The 14,463-nt window shown below is 65.8% G+C and carries 12 protein-coding genes; 11 read left to right on the top strand and 1 reads right to left on the bottom strand.

Going from position 1 to position 14,463, the window contains the following annotated elements; all coding sequences use genetic code 11:
• Nucleotides 1-19: 19 nt before the first annotated feature.
• The gene (locus QX070_RS09360) at nt 20-415 is read right to left on the bottom strand and encodes a response regulator (RefSeq protein ID WP_315736595.1); all 396 of its coding nucleotides are present in this window, start codon (nt 413-415) and stop codon (nt 20-22) included.
• A gap of 267 nt (nt 416-682) precedes the next feature.
• Between QX070_RS09360 and QX070_RS09355 the strand changes: the two genes are divergently transcribed.
• The 11 genes from QX070_RS09355 (at nt 683) to QX070_RS09305 (ending at nt 14,341) form a co-directional block, all read left to right on the top strand.
• Nucleotides 683-1,663, top strand: a complete 981-nt coding sequence (locus QX070_RS09355) for a bifunctional riboflavin kinase/FAD synthetase (protein WP_315736594.1) — start codon at nt 683-685, stop codon at nt 1,661-1,663.
• 328 nt (nt 1,664-1,991) lie between these two features.
• Nucleotides 1,992-5,006 carry an isoleucine--tRNA ligase gene (gene ileS / locus QX070_RS09350; RefSeq protein ID WP_315736593.1) on the top strand — a complete coding sequence of 1,005 codons (3,015 nt, stop codon included), beginning with the start codon at nt 1,992-1,994 and terminating at the stop codon, nt 5,004-5,006.
• A 194-nt stretch (nt 5,007-5,200) separates the two neighbouring features.
• Nucleotides 5,201-5,698 (top strand): signal peptidase II, encoded by a 498-nt coding sequence (gene lspA / locus QX070_RS09345; protein ID WP_315736592.1) that lies wholly within the window; start codon nt 5,201-5,203, stop codon nt 5,696-5,698.
• Between the two features lie 202 nt (nt 5,699-5,900).
• The gene (locus tag QX070_RS09340; RefSeq protein WP_315737061.1) at nt 5,901-6,566 is read left to right on the top strand and encodes a hypothetical protein; all 666 of its coding nucleotides are present in this window, start codon (nt 5,901-5,903) and stop codon (nt 6,564-6,566) included.
• 176 nt (nt 6,567-6,742) lie between these two features.
• The gene (locus QX070_RS09335) at nt 6,743-8,128 is read left to right on the top strand and encodes a pitrilysin family protein (protein WP_315736591.1); all 1,386 of its coding nucleotides are present in this window, start codon (nt 6,743-6,745) and stop codon (nt 8,126-8,128) included.
• On the top strand, nt 8,128-9,507 hold the full coding sequence (locus QX070_RS09330) for a pitrilysin family protein (RefSeq protein WP_315736590.1): 1,380 nt from the start codon (nt 8,128-8,130) through the stop codon (nt 9,505-9,507). Before QX070_RS09335 ends, QX070_RS09330 begins: the two co-directional genes overlap by 1 nt.
• Before the next feature lie 1,048 nt (nt 9,508-10,555).
• Nucleotides 10,556-10,975: an alternative ribosome rescue aminoacyl-tRNA hydrolase ArfB gene (arfB, locus tag QX070_RS09325; RefSeq protein ID WP_315736589.1), complete on the top strand. Its 420-nt coding sequence runs from the start codon at nt 10,556-10,558 to the stop codon at nt 10,973-10,975.
• A 447-nt stretch (nt 10,976-11,422) separates the two neighbouring features.
• Nucleotides 11,423-11,740, top strand: coding sequence for a c-type cytochrome (locus tag QX070_RS09320; RefSeq protein WP_315737060.1), 318 nt, complete (start codon nt 11,423-11,425; stop codon nt 11,738-11,740).
• 1 nt (nt 11,741) lies between these two features.
• Entirely contained in the window at nt 11,742-12,137 is a 396-nt protein-coding gene (locus QX070_RS09315; protein ID WP_315736588.1) for a VOC family protein, read from the top strand.
• Between the two features lie 50 nt (nt 12,138-12,187).
• Nucleotides 12,188-12,736: a gluconate 2-dehydrogenase subunit 3 family protein gene (locus QX070_RS09310; protein ID WP_315736587.1), complete on the top strand. Its 549-nt coding sequence runs from the start codon at nt 12,188-12,190 to the stop codon at nt 12,734-12,736.
• 36 nt (nt 12,737-12,772) lie between these two features.
• Nucleotides 12,773-14,341, top strand: a complete 1,569-nt coding sequence (locus QX070_RS09305) for a GMC family oxidoreductase (RefSeq protein ID WP_315736586.1) — start codon at nt 12,773-12,775, stop codon at nt 14,339-14,341.
• The last annotated feature ends 122 nt before the right edge of the window (nt 14,342-14,463 follow it).

Raw genomic sequence — 14,463 nt, 5'->3', positions numbered from 1 at the left:
GGAGTGGATCAGGCGGGCTTCAGGCCGTCGCCATGTCCGGGAACACCGCCTCGATCTTGGTCTTCAGCGTCGCGGCATTGAACGGCTTGACGATATAGTTGTTCACGCCGGCCTTCTTGGCCGCGATCACGTTCTCGGTCTTGGATTCCGCCGTGATCATGATGAACGGCGTGGTCGCCAGGTTCGGATCGGCACGGACCTCGCGGAGCAGGTCGTAGCCGGTCATCGGCTCCATGTTCCAGTCGGAGATCACGAGTCCGTATTTCTTGGCGCGCATCTTGTTCAGCGCCATCGAGCCGTCGCTGGCATCGTCGATGTCCTCGAACCCGATCTGCTTGAGAAGATTCCTGATGATACGGATCATGGTGCTGTAATCGTCGACGACGAGCACCGGCATCGTCAAATCAACCGCCATCTTGACTCCCCCAGACGCGAACACAACGCGCAGACTGTTATAAAAACGCTGTTGCGGCACGGGTCGTAACCGACCCCGCCATCCGCTCCGAGCAGTAGCATCAGCCGTTAAACAGCGCGTTAACTGCGCTGCGTCTGCATGTCGCTATTGCTGCGCTGCATGAGCGGAGGAACCCCTTCGGCTTGACTTCGCGGGGCCGGCCGCCCACGGTCGAGGGCAACGCCGCCAGACGGCGGCCCACCGAAATCCGCGAGATATTTCCGTCACATGCCCGATTTCAAGATCATCCGCGATTCCACCCCGCCGTCGGACATCCTCAGGGGCGCGGTGGTGGCGATGGGCAATTTCGACGGCGTCCATCTCGGTCACCGGGCCGTGATCGAGGCGGCGATCGACATGGGCAAGGCCAAGGGGCGGCCGGCGCTGGCGCTGACCTTCGAGCCGCATCCGCGGCGCTTCTTCAGCCCCAATACCCCGCAGTTCCGCCTGACCGACGAGACCGCCAAGCTGCGGCTCCTGGCCGGAACCGGCCTTGCCGGCGCCGTGGTGATGGCCTTCGACAAGGGCCGCGCCCAGACCTCGGCGCAGGATTTCATTCACCATGACCTGATCGGGCGGCTCGGGATCGCCGGAATCGCGGTCGGCTACGACTTTCATTTCGGCAAGGGCCGCGTCGGCTCGCCCAGCCTGCTCGCCAACGAGGCCCCCAAGCTCGGCATCGAGGTCGACATCCAGGCCCATGTCGACATCGACGAGCGGCCGGTGTCCTCGACCGCGATCCGCGAGGCGCTGGCGGAGGGCCAGGTCAGCGAGGCGACCGCGATGCTCGGCGGCCCCTGGTTCGTGAGCTCCGAGGTGATCCACGGCGAGAAGCGCGGCCGCGACCTCGGCTACCCCACCGCCAACATGCGGCTCGACCGTGATTGCGGGCTTCGCCACGGCATCTATGCCGTCCGGGTCGGCCGCGGCCGCGGCGCGAGCCGGGTGCTGATCGACGGCGTCGCCAATTTCGGCCGCCGGCCGACCTTCGACAATGGCGCACCGCTGCTCGAGACCTTCCTGTTCGACTTCCATAGCAGCCTCTATGGCGAGGTCCTGGATGTCGCCTTCATCGGCTTCATCCGCGAGGAGGCCAAATTCGGCTCCATCGAGGCCCTGATCCGGCAGATGGACGACGACAGCGCCAAGGCCCGCGCCCTGCTGGCGGCCCATCCTGGCCTCTTCCCGCGGCTTGGCGAGATCGGCTGATCCTCCTGCTCCATCGGTGACGTCATTCCGGGGCAGCCCGCCAGGGCTGAACCAGGAATCTCGAGATTCCGGGTTCGATGCTGGCGTATCGCCCCGGAATGACGCTGAACAACGATCCCGCAGCGTTGCTGCCGCAGGATCGCTTTGCGATTTCGCAGGCCCCCTGCTATGAGGGAGCCCCATGTTGATACGGCGCATCATCGGCATTAGCGGCCCGGCTTCCGCCTGAGCTTTGAGCTCGGCGCAAGACCGGGATGTCTCTGCTCGTTCCACCGCCCGCGATCGAAATCGCGTCTCAGCGCCTCATCTCTCAGCCAGCCAGATCACGATGTCCGAAAAGCCGCAAAAGCCCGACGCCCAAAAATCCGACGCCAAGGACTATTCCAAGACCCTGTATCTGCCGCAGACGGACTTCCCGATGCGCGCCGGCCTGCCGCAGCGCGAGCCGGAGATCCTGAAATACTGGAACGAGATCGACCTCTACGGCAAGCTGCGCGAGACCGCCAAGAACAGGCCGAAATTCGTCCTGCATGACGGCCCGCCCTACGCCAACGGCAACATCCATATCGGGCATTCGCTCAACAAGATCCTCAAGGACGTCGTGACCAAGAGCCAGCAGATGCTCGGCCACGATTCCAACTACGTGCCGGGCTGGGACTGCCACGGCCTGCCGATCGAGTGGAAGATCGAGGAGGAGAACTACCGCAAGAAGGGCAAGACCAAGCCCGACTTCCGCGACTCCGCCGCCATGGTCGCCTTCCGCCGCGAGTGCCGCGCCTATGCCGATCATTGGCTCAACGTGCAGCGCGAGGAGTTCAAGCGTCTCGGCGTCATCGGCGACTGGGACCATCCCTACGCCACCATGACCTATCCGGCCGAGGCCCAGATCGCCCGCGAGCTGATGAAGTTCGCCGCCAACGGCACGCTGTATCGCGGCTCCAAGCCGGTGATGTGGAGCGTGGTCGAGAAGACTGCGCTCGCCGAGGCCGAGGTGGAGTATGAGGACTATCAGTCCGACACGGTGTGGGTGAAGTTTCCGGTGACCTCGCCGGCGCATGGCGCGCTCGCCAGCGCCTCGGTGGTGATCTGGACCACCACGCCCTGGACCCTGCCCGGCAACCGCGCCATCTCGTTCTCGCCGAAGATCGCCTACGGCCTCTACAAGGTCACGGATGCACCCGCCGACAATTGGGCCAAGACCGGCGACATGCTGATCCTCGCCGATGCGCTAGCCGAGGGCGTGTTCAAGCAGGCGCGCGTCACGGCCTATGAGAAGGTGCGCGACATCCCCGGCGATACGCTCGATGCCGTCGAATGCGCCCATCCACTGAAAGGTCTCGCCGGCGGCTACGGCTTCACCGTGCCGCTGCTGCCCGGCGACCACGTCACCGACGACACCGGCACCGGCTTCGTGCACACCGCGCCCGGCCACGGTCGCGAGGACTTCGACGTCTGGATGGCCAATGCGCGCGAGCTCGACGGCCGCGGCATCGCCACCACCATCCCCTACACCGTCGACGAGAACGGCGCGCTGACCGACCACGCGCCGGGCTTCACCGGCAAGCGCGTCATCAACGACAAGGGCGAGAAGGGCGACGCCAACGAGGCGGTCATCAAGGCGCTGACGGACGCGGGCATGCTGCTCGCGCGCGGCCGGCTCAAGCATCAGTATCCGCATTCCTGGCGCTCCAAGAAGCCGGTGATCTTCCGCAACACGCCGCAATGGTTCATCGCGATGGACAAGGACATTGCCGATGACGGCAAGGCCAAGTCCGGCGACACGTTGCGCGCCCGAGCCCTGCGCGCGATCAGCGTCACGCAATGGGTGCCGGCCGCCGGCCAGAACCGCATCAACGGCATGATCGCCAACCGTCCGGACTGGGTGATCTCGCGCCAGCGCGCCTGGGGCGTGCCGATCGCGGTGTTCGTGCGCGAGAAAGGCGACGGCTCGGCCGAGATCCTGCAGGACGAGACAGTCAACACCCGCATCGCGGACGCCTTTGAGAAAGAAGGTGCCGACGCCTGGTACGCCGACGGCGCGCGCGAGCGCTTCCTGGGCTCGCGCGCCAATGAGGACTGGAAGAAGGTCGACGACATCTGCGACGTCTGGTTCGACTCCGGCTCGACCCACGCCTTCGTGCTCGAAGACCCCGTGCACTTCCCCGGCCTCGCCGGCATCAGGCGCAAGGTCGATGGCGGCCGTGACACCGTGATGTATCTCGAAGGCAGTGACCAGCACCGCGGCTGGTTCCACTCGTCGCTGCTGGAGAGCTGCGGCACCCGCGGCCGCGCGCCTTACGACGTGGTGCTGACGCACGGCTTCACGCTCGACGAGAACGGCCGCAAGATGTCGAAGTCGCTCGGCAACACCGTCGAGCCGCAGAAGGTGATCAAGGATTCCGGCGCCGACATCCTGCGCCTGTGGGTCTGCGCCACCGACTACGCCGACGACCAGCGCATCGGCCCGGAGATTCTGAAGAACACCATCGAGACCTACCGCAAGCTGCGCAACAGCATCCGCTGGATGCTCGGCACGCTGCATCATTACAAGCGCAGCGATGCCGTCGCCTTCGCCGACATGCCGGAGCTGGAGCGGCTGATGCTGCATCAGCTGTCGCAGCAGGCGGAGGTCATCAGCCGCGCCTATGCCGCGTTCGACTACAAGACCGTGATCGCGTCGCTTGCGGCGTTCATGAACACCGAGCTGTCGGCGTTCTATTTCGACATCCGCAAGGACACGCTGTATTGCGATCCGCCGTCGTCGGTGGCGCGCAAGGCGGCGCTCACCGCGATCGACCTGATCTGCGACGCCGTCCTGAAATGGCTGGCGCCGGTGCTGTCCTTCACCACAGACGAGGCGTGGCGGATGTACCGCCCCGACGCCGAGCCGTCGGTGCATCTGACGCTGTTCCCGGATGCGATGGACCAGTACCGCGACGATCATCTGCCGGCGAAGTGGGAGACCATCCGCAACATCCGCCGCGTCGTCACCGGGGCGCTGGAGCTCGCGCGTGCCGCCAAGACCATCGGCTCCTCGCTCGAAGCGTCGCCGATCATCTATGTGGCCGATCGCGCGCTGCTCGGCACCTTGTTCGATACCGACCTCGCCGAGGTCTGCATCACCTCGAACTACGAGGTCCGCGAGGGCGACGCGCCGGCCGATGCGTTCCGGCTCGATGCCGTGCCAGGGGTAGCGGTCGTCGTCGAGAAGGCCGTGGGCAAGAAGTGCGCCCGCTCCTGGAAGATCCTGGAGAGCGTCGGCGACGACAAGGAGTACCCCGACGTCTCCCCGCGCGACGCGCAGGCGCTGCGCGAGTGGAAGGCGCGCGGGGTCAGCGTGTGAGGCTCGCTGGTACAACACCCACAACTGTCGTCCCCGCGAACGCCGGGACCCGTAACCACCGGCGCCCTTTGTAGACAAAGACAGATGACCCAGAGCCTTTTTCAACAATCGGCCGTCCGCGGTATGGGTCTCGGCGTTCGCCGGGACGACAGCGGTGTTTGCCGCGAGTGGCCCGGCATGATCGCCATCACGCAATGACCTCCCGCCTCCGCCTCGGCCTCATCGCCGGTTTCGCCACCCTGGTCATCGACCAGGCCTCCAAGCTGTGGCTGCTGTACGTGTTCGACCTGCCCAACCGCGGCACGGTCAGGATCACCCCGTTCTTCGACCTCTACCTCGCCTGGAACATCGGCATCAGCTTCGGCTGGCTGCAGAGCGAGAGCGCGCTGGCGCAATATGGACTGATGGCGGTGAAGGCCGTCGCGGTGGTCGCCCTCGCCATCTGGATGGCGCGCGCGGAAAGCAAGCTGGCGACGGCGGCGCTCGGCCTGATCATCGGCGGCGCCATCGGCAACGGCATCGACCGGCTGGCCTATGGCGCGGTGGTCGATTTCGCGTTGTTCCACGTCCAGATCGGCGGCACGGTTTACAACTGGTACATCTTCAACATGGCCGACGTGGCCATCGTTGCCGGGGTGGCGGGCCTGCTGTATGACTCCTTCTTCGGGGCTCCCGCCGCAAAAGCGCCCTGATCCGGGTCGATACCGGCCGGTGCCGATCCAGGGTCAAGAGCCTGATGATCTTCACGTTTTCGAGATCGGCGCGATGCCTGGACGGCCCCCGTCGAATCGAGGATCGCAATCGGTGGGTTCGCGGCCGGTTCGTCGGAGCACGAGCACTGGACAAGCGAGGACAGGGAAAGCCATGCGCAAGACCGAAGTCAGCGGCCGGATCATGACCCACGCGGCCTTTCGCGCTCTGCGCCTGTCGGCGGCTGCGCTTTGCATCGGCGTCATCATGGCCGCGGGCGTCGCCCGTGCCCAGGAGGACGAGGAAGACGACAAGACCTTCGAAGAGAAGATCGTCGACAACCTGATGCGCGGCCTCGGCGGCACCAACATGGAGACGCCGACCATCAATTATCGCGAGCGCTCGCCGCTCGTCGTGCCGCCCAAGCTCGATCTGCCGCCGCCGGCTGCCGCGACCCAGGCCAATGCCCCGAACTGGCCGAAGGACCCCGACGAGCAGCAGCGCCGTGCCGCGGCCGCCGCGCGCAAGAAGGAAAACAAGGATCCGGTCAATTCGGCCCGTCCGCTGACCCCGGCCGAGATGAAGATGGGGCGGACGGCCGCCGCCAAGCCGACCGAGCCGATCCAGCCCGGCGTCAGCAACAACCCGATGATGAGCCCGTCTCAGCTCGGCTTCAAAGGCGGCCTGTTCGGCATGTTCAAGGGCAGCGACAGCGAAACCAAGCCGTTCACCAGCGAGCCGCAGCGCGAGAGCCTGACCCAGCCGCCGCCCGGCTATCAGACGCCGTCGTCGAGCTATGCCTATGGCACCGGCAAGCAGGAGCCGATCGCCGGCAAGCAGATGGACATCATGACCGGCAAGGAACGGTGAGGGCGGCTGCTCGCCGGAGCCCCCCGGACTTGCCGCGTTTGCCGGCATTAGTGAAATTTAACGTCTCGCGGCGGCACCATGCCATCGCCGCTTTGTGACGTCGGGCTCCGTCCGGCGCGATGTAGCATGCTGCGCTCAAACCCGATCGCCCCTCCCCGCGGGCCTTCAGAAGGATCATGATGTCCTCGCACCGGTTCATTCCCGTCGCCGCCGCGCTCCTCTCCATCATTGCGTTCACGGCCGGCGCTTCGGCGCAAACGACGTTCGCCTCCGAGCCCCCTGCCAGCTTCACCCTCCCCAACGGCCTGCAGGTCGTCGTGATCCAGGATCACCGCACCCCCGTGGTGACGCAGATGATCTGGTACAAGGTCGGCTCCGCCGACGAGACGCCCGGCAAATCGGGCCTCGCCCATTTCCTCGAGCATCTGATGTTCAAGGGCACCGAGAAGCATCCGGCCGGCGAGTTCTCCAAGACGGTGCTCAAGATCGGCGGCAACGAGAACGCCTTCACCTCGGTCGACTACACCGGCTACTTCCAGCGCGTGCCGCGCGACCAACTGCCCAAGATGATGGAGTTCGAGGCCGACCGCATGACCGGCCTGGTGCTGAAGGACGAGAACGTGCTGCCCGAGCGCGACGTCGTGCTCGAAGAATACAACATGCGCGTCGCCAACTCTCCGGAAGCCCGGCTCAACGAGCAGGTCATGGCGGCGCTCTACGTCAATCATCCCTATGGCCGCCCGGTGATCGGCTGGAAGCCGGAGATCGAAAAGCTCAGCCGCGAGGATGCGCTGGCGTTCTATCGCCGCTTCTACGCGCCCAACAATGCGATCCTCATCATCGCCGGCGACACCGACGCCAAGGAAGTGCGTCCGCTGGTCGAGCAGACCTTCGCCAAGATCCCCGCGCAGGGCGACATTCCCGCGCGCCGGCTCCGGCCGCAGGAGCCGCAGCCGGTGGCGCCGCGCACGGTCACGCTGGCCGACCCGCATGTCGAGCAGCCCTCGATGCGCCGCTTCTACCTGGTGCCGTCGGCGACGACGGCCGCGCCCGGTGAATCCGCTGCGCTCGACGTGCTGGCCCAGCTGATGGGCAACGGCAGCAACTCCTATCTCTACCGCGCGCTCGTCATCGACAAGCCGCTCGCGATCAGCGCCAGCGCGTCCTATCAGGGCACCTCGCTGGATCCGAGCCAGTTCTCGGTCGCGGCCGCGCCGAGACCCGGCGTGGAGTTCGCCCAGGTCGAGGCGGTGGTCGACAGCGTGATCGCCGAGCTGGCGCAGAACCCGGTTCGCGCCGAGGATCTCGAACGGGTCAAGACGCAGCTGATCGCGGAGGCGATCTACGCCCAGGACAACCAGGCCACGATGGCACGCTGGTATGGCGGCGGCCTCACCACGGGACTGAGCATCGAGGACATCCGGAGCTGGCCCGATCGCATTCGCGCCGTGACCGCCGAGCAGGTGCGCACAGCGGCGCAGAAGTGGCTCGACAAGAAGCGCTCCGTGACCGGCTATCTGATCAAGGACAATGCGGCCAAGCGCGAGGAGAAGCGGTCGTGATGAACACAATGACCTTCGCGCGCCGCTTCGCCTGCACGCTCGCCGTCGCTGCCGCAGCGCTCGCCGTCACGTCGGCTGCACAGGCCGCAACCAAGATCCAGCGCCTGGTCTCGCCCGGCGGCATCGAGGCCTGGTTCGTGCAGGACGCGACCGTGCCACTGATCGCGATGGAATACGCCTTCCAGGGCGGCGCCTCACAGGATCCGATTGGCAAGCCCGGCGTCGGCAATCTCGTCGCCGACCTGCTCGACGAAGGCTCCGGCGATCTCGACTCCAAGACCTTCCACGAGCGGCTCGACCGCCGCGCCATCGAGCTCAGCTTCCAGGTATCGCGCGATCAATTCCGCGGCTCGCTGCGCATGCTCCGCGACAACAAGGACGAGGCGTTCGAGCTGCTGCGCACCGCGCTGACCTCGCCGCATTTCGACAGCGCCGATGTCGAGCGCATCCGCTCGCAGGTGATCTCCGGCCTGCGCCGCGAGACCACCAACCCGAGCTCGCTGGCAGGCCGCAAGTTCCTCGAGCTCGCCTTCCCCAACCACCCCTACGGCCGTCCGTCCAACGGCACGTTGGACAGCGTGCCGACGATCACCGTCGACGATCTCAAGGACTACACCGGCCGCGTTCTCGCCAAGGACACGCTGAAGGTCGCCGTCGTCGGCGACGTCGATCCGGCGACGCTCGGCAAGCTGCTGGACCAGACCTTCGGCGCGCTGCCGGCGAAAGCGACCCTGACGCCGGTGCCCGACGTCATCGCCACCAAGCCGCCGCAGCGCGTCCTCGTCTCGCTCGACGTGCCGCAGACCGTCATCACCTTCGGCGGACCCGGCATCCGCCGCCACGACCCGAACTTCATGGCGGCCTATGTCGTCAACCACATCCTCGGCGGCGGCGGTCTTTCCTCGCGGCTGTACAAGGAGGTGCGCGAGAAGCGCGGCCTCGCCTACTCGGTCTATGACGCGCTGCTGTGGATGGATCATTCCGCGCTGTTCATCGGCAACACCGCCACCCGCTTCGACCGCGCCGGCGAGACCATCGCCGCGGTCGAGGGCGAGATCCGCCGCATGGCCGAGGAAGGCCCGACCCAGCAGGAGCTCGACGAGGCCAAGTCCTACATCAACGGCTCGCAGATGCTGGCGCTCGACACCTCCTCCAAGCTCGCCCAGGCGATGCTGCAATATCAGCTCGACAAGATGCCGATCGACTACATCGAGAAGCGCAGCGAGATCGTCAAGGCCGTGACCCTGGACGACGCCAAGAAGGCGGCGAAGCAGCTCTGGAGCCAGGGCCTGCTGACGGCGGTCGTCGGCCGCACGCCGCAGGCCGCCGCCGAGCCGGTGCAAGCACCGGCCACGGCGCCGATGACCAAGACGAACTGAGCGGGCGGGGCGCTCTCGTCGCGCGACGCTTCGATGTCGCTGACCATCGCTGCCTCCACAAAAATGGTGTCGTCCCGGCCTTGAGCCAGGACCCATACTCCAGGGAGATGTTTGAGGCAGGCAGGTCATTGACACCTGCCGCCTCACGTCGGCTGCGGCGTATGGGTCCCGGGTCGGCGCCGTCAGCCACGCTTCGCGTCGCTGACGGCTTGCCCGGGACGACAGCGGAGGACCGCGCGTCGACTTCAGATAATAATAATTATCTTGCTATTTTTCGGAAATCATGTTCTTCTCCGCCATCCCGCCTCACTGCGGAGGGGCGTTGCGCGCGATCGTCACGACACGCGAGGCGGGGAGCGGTGGCCGCGAAAGATCGCAGCGTCTTCTTGCGAGGACGCGGACGAACGATCGCTTGCGGACGTGAAGTCGCAGGGTCCTGACACCCCGACGCTGGTGTCACGTTCGCGACGGCGCTAACGCGCCGCGTGGATCATGGTGGCCAACAAGCCCGGCGCACCAGGGAGACTGCGTATAGGCGTGAAGACCACCGCGCGGGGAATGCCGGGATGTCTCGGCTGAACCTGTGGTACCTGCCGCCTGCATTTTTTTCGCAGGCGGGCCATGGGTGCGGCCAGCGCCCGGCATTCCCCGCGCCCTCTGCACTTTCAAGAGGGACGAACTGATCGCAGACCTCGGGCATGAGATGCCGCGAGAACGCAGCGTCATGGCTGAGCTGATCGACACCTGCTGTTTGAGCCGTGAATCCGCCACCCCCACCGCTGTCGTCCCGGACAAGCGGCGACGCGCGCCAGCGCGGCGCTGCGCCGATCCGGGACCCACACTCCGCGGCCGACGTGATGCGGGAGGTGTCAACGACCAGCCTGCCTCAAACTTCTCCCTGGGGTTATGGATCCCGGCGTTCGCCGGGATGACAGTGGAGGGTTTCGCACCGGCCCCTGGCCAACCCGCGACGCAATGGTGCGAACCCGCGCACACCGGCCCTAAACCCGCTATGGTGCGCGAAAGCCTCGATTCCACCTGGTGCCCCATGCTGCGGATCTCCCGCGACCTTGCCATCGACGAGAACGACATCGAGATCTCGTTCGTCCGCGCCTCCGGGCCCGGCGGCCAGAACGTCAACAAGCTGTCGACCTCGGCGCAGCTGCGCTTCGACACGACCCGGATCACGCTGCCCGAGGATGCCGCGGCACGGCTGGCGCGGCTGGCCGGCCAGCGCATGACCAAGAACGGCGTCATCGTGATCCAGGCCGAGCGCTTTCGGACTCAGGAGCGCAACAAGGCCGATGCGATCGACCGCCTGGTGGCGCTGTTGAAGGAGGCGATGATCAGGCCGAAGGTGCGGCGCCCGACCAAGCCGACCTTCGGCTCCAAGCAGCGCCGGCTCGAAGGCAAGAAGATCCGCAGCGACGTCAAGGCGGGACGCGGCGGGCGTCGCTTCGACGATTAGTTGGGCTGCATCACACCCACCGTCATTCCGGGGCAATCGTCGATGCGCCGCCGCGCATCGACGATTGAGCCCGGAATCCCGAGATGGGTGGGAATGAGCGCCAGCCAAACGCGCGATTCCGGGTTCAAGGCCTGCGGCCTTGCCCCGGAATGACGCTGGTGCTGAGGCAGAAGATAAGATCGCACCACGCCCGTCCCCACCACACCGCACGACGCCCCATGACGATGAGTCTGCATTGCTGACGCACCTTGCGCACCGCAAACACCTGCGCATGCTTTGTTCTCACTGAAACAGCCGGCTACTACCACGACGCTCCGACCGCGACCTACGCTCAGAAAAAATTGAGAGCTAGGACCAATGTCGGGACGGCGTGCGGCGCGATATGCGCCTCTTCTGTGCGGGTCATTCGTTGGCGCGGTGCTGAGCACCACGATCGCCTCGGCGCAGATGGCGCTGCCCGCACCCAAGCCGGCCGACGGCGCCACCCTGTTCAAGCAGCAATGCGGCGTCTGCCACACGCTGAGCAGCGGCGAACCGATGCGACAGGGACCGCCGCTGTCGAAGATCGTCGGCCGCCGCGCCGGATCGATCGACGGCTTCCGCTACTCGGCCGGCTTCGCCAAGGCCGACTTCAGTTGGGACGAAGCCAAGCTCGACGCATGGCTGACCAATCCGCAAGAGCTGATCCCCGGCGCCGTGATGGCCTATCGCCAGGCCAAGCCCGAATTGCGCGCCGCGATCATCACCTATTTGAAGGACAATTGAGATGGCAAAACCCGTTCATTCCATGATCCGCGTGCTCGACGAGGCCAAGGCGCTCGACTTCTACACGCGCGCCTTTGGCTTGGAGATCGCCGATAATCTGCGCTTCGACGGCTTCGCGCTGATCTATCTGCGCCATCCGTCATCGCCGTTCGAGGTCGAGCTGACCGTCAACTTCGACCGCAAGGAGCCTTATACGCTCGGCGACGGCTACGGCCATCTCGCTGTCGTGGTCGACAATCTCGATGCCGAGCATGCCCGCTTCGAGCGCGAGAACCTGGCGCCAGGCCCCTTGCGCGATTTCAAGCACAATGGTGCGACGCTCGCGCGCTTCTTCTTCGTCACCGATCCCGACGGCTACAAGATCGAGGTGATCCAGCGCGGCGGCCGCTTCGGCTGAGCCGCTGAACTACGACCATACATCAACAAAAACACACGGAGGAAATACCCATGAGAGAAGTCGATCGCCGCAACAAATACGACCGCCGCGTCTTTCTCAAGGGCGCGGCCTCGACCGTGCCGGCCGCAGCCGTGGCTTCCGCGACCGGCCTTGGCATTGCCGATGCCTGGGCGGAGGACGCCAAGGCGCTGACGCCGGCGACCCTGAAGACGCTGGTGAAGGTCGCGCGCGACATCTACCCGCACGACTTCCTCGCCGACCGCTACTACATCACAGCGGTCAAGCCGTGGGACGGCAAGGCCGCCGAGGATGCCGCCGTGAAGGCGATGATCAATGACGGCATCGCCCGGCTCGACCAGGATGCGCGCGACCGCCACAAGGTGCCGTATGCGCAGGTGCCGTGGGAGGTCGATCGCGTCGCGCTGCTGCAAGGGATCGAGCAGACGACCTTCTTCAAGACCATCCGCGGCGACCTCGTCGTTTCGCTCTACAATCAGAAGGAGCTCTGGCCGAAATTCGGCTACGAGGGCTCCTCCGCCGAGCATGGCGGCTACATCAACCGTGGCTTCTCCGACATCGACTGGCTGCCGAAAGCCTGACGCCGGCGAACAACAGAGAACACGGAGGAAACCACCATGGCAAAATTCGATCAGAACGATTCGAGCGTCGTCGTCATCATCGGCTCGGGCGCCGGCGGCGGCACGCTCGGCAACGAGCTCGCGCAGAAGGGCATCAAGGTCGTCATTCTCGAAGCCGGCAATCGCTACGAGATTCCCGACTTCATCAACGACGAATGGGAAAGCTTCACCCAGCTCGCCTGGACCGACATGCGCACCACGTCCGGCACCTGGCGGGTGGCAAAGGACTTTGCCAATTTGCCGGCCTGGATCGTCAAGGCGGTCGGCGGCTCGACCGTGCACTGGGCCGGCGCCTCGCTGCGCTTCGACGAGCACGAGTTCAAGGCGCGCACCACCTATGGCGGAGTGCCCGGCACGAGCCTCTTGGACTGGCCGGTGACCTTGGCCGAGATGGAGCCGTGGTACGCCAAGGCCGAGTTCAAGATGGGCGTCACCCGCACCAACGACATTCCCGGCCTGCCCGGCAACAACAATTTCAAGGTGCTCGAGGCCGGTGCCCGGAAGATCGGCTACAAGACCGTGCACACCGGCAACATGGCGATCAACTCGCAGCCGCGCGACGGCCGCGGCGCCTGCCAGCAGATCGGCTTCTGCTTCCAGGGCTGCAAGTCCGGTGCGAAATGGTCGACCTTGTACACCGAGATCCCGAAGGGCGAGGCCACCGGCAATCTCGAGGTGCGGCCGGGCAGCATGGCGATCAAGATCGAGCATGACGCCTCCGGCAAGGTGACCGGCGTGGTCTATGCCGACAGCCAGGGCAAGATGCAGTTGCAGAAGGCCCGTATCGTCGCCGTCGCCGGCAATTCGATCGAGAGCCCGCGGCTGCTGCTCAACAGCGCCTCGAACATGTTCCCGGACGGCCTAGCCAACTCCTCCGGCCAGGTCGGGCGCAACTACATGCGGCACATGACCGGCAGCGTCTATGCGACGTTCGAGAACCCGGTGCACATGTATCGCGGCACGACGATGGCCGGCATCGTCCGCGACGAGGCGGCATTCAATCCGAAGCGTGGCTTCGTCGGCGGCTACGAGATGGAGACCTTGTCGCTCGGCCTGCCGTTCATGGCGGCGTTCCTCAATCCCGGCGCCTGGGGCCGCAGCTTCACGGCGGCGATGGAGACCTATCCGCGCATGGCCGGCATGTGGCTGGTCGGCGAGGACATGCCGCAGGAGACCAACCGCATCACGCTCGACCCGGCCGCCAAGGACAAGTTCGGCATGCCGGTGGCGTCGGTGCATTTCGACGATCATCCCAACGACGTCGCGATGCGCGCCCACGCCTACAGGCAGGGCTCGGCGATCTACGAGGCGGTCGGCGCCACCGTGACCTATCCGACTACGCCCTACCCCTCGACCCACAATCTCGGCACCAACCGGATGAGCGAGAAGGCCAAGGACGGCGTCGTCAACAAGTTCGGCCAGACGCACGACATCAAGAACCTGTTCGTCTCCGACGGCAGCCAGTTCACCACGGGCGCGGCGTGCAATCCCACGCTGACGATCGTCGCGCTGGCGATCCGCCAGGCCGACTACATTGCGGGAGCGATGCAGAAGAAGGAGATCTGAGGGACAAGGTCGTGCGATGGGGCACACTTGGCGCTCCACACTCGGTCAGCGCCTCCCCCGCTTGCGGGGGAGGTCGCATCGCATCGAAGATGCGATGCGGGTGGGGGAACGCTCCGGCGGGA

This window comes from Bradyrhizobium sp. SZCCHNR1093 (assembly GCF_032381175.1).
Lineage (GTDB): Bacteria > Pseudomonadota > Alphaproteobacteria > Rhizobiales > Xanthobacteraceae > Bradyrhizobium.
Note: the sequence above shows the minus strand (reverse complement) of the source record. Positions and strands in the feature narration are given on the sequence as shown.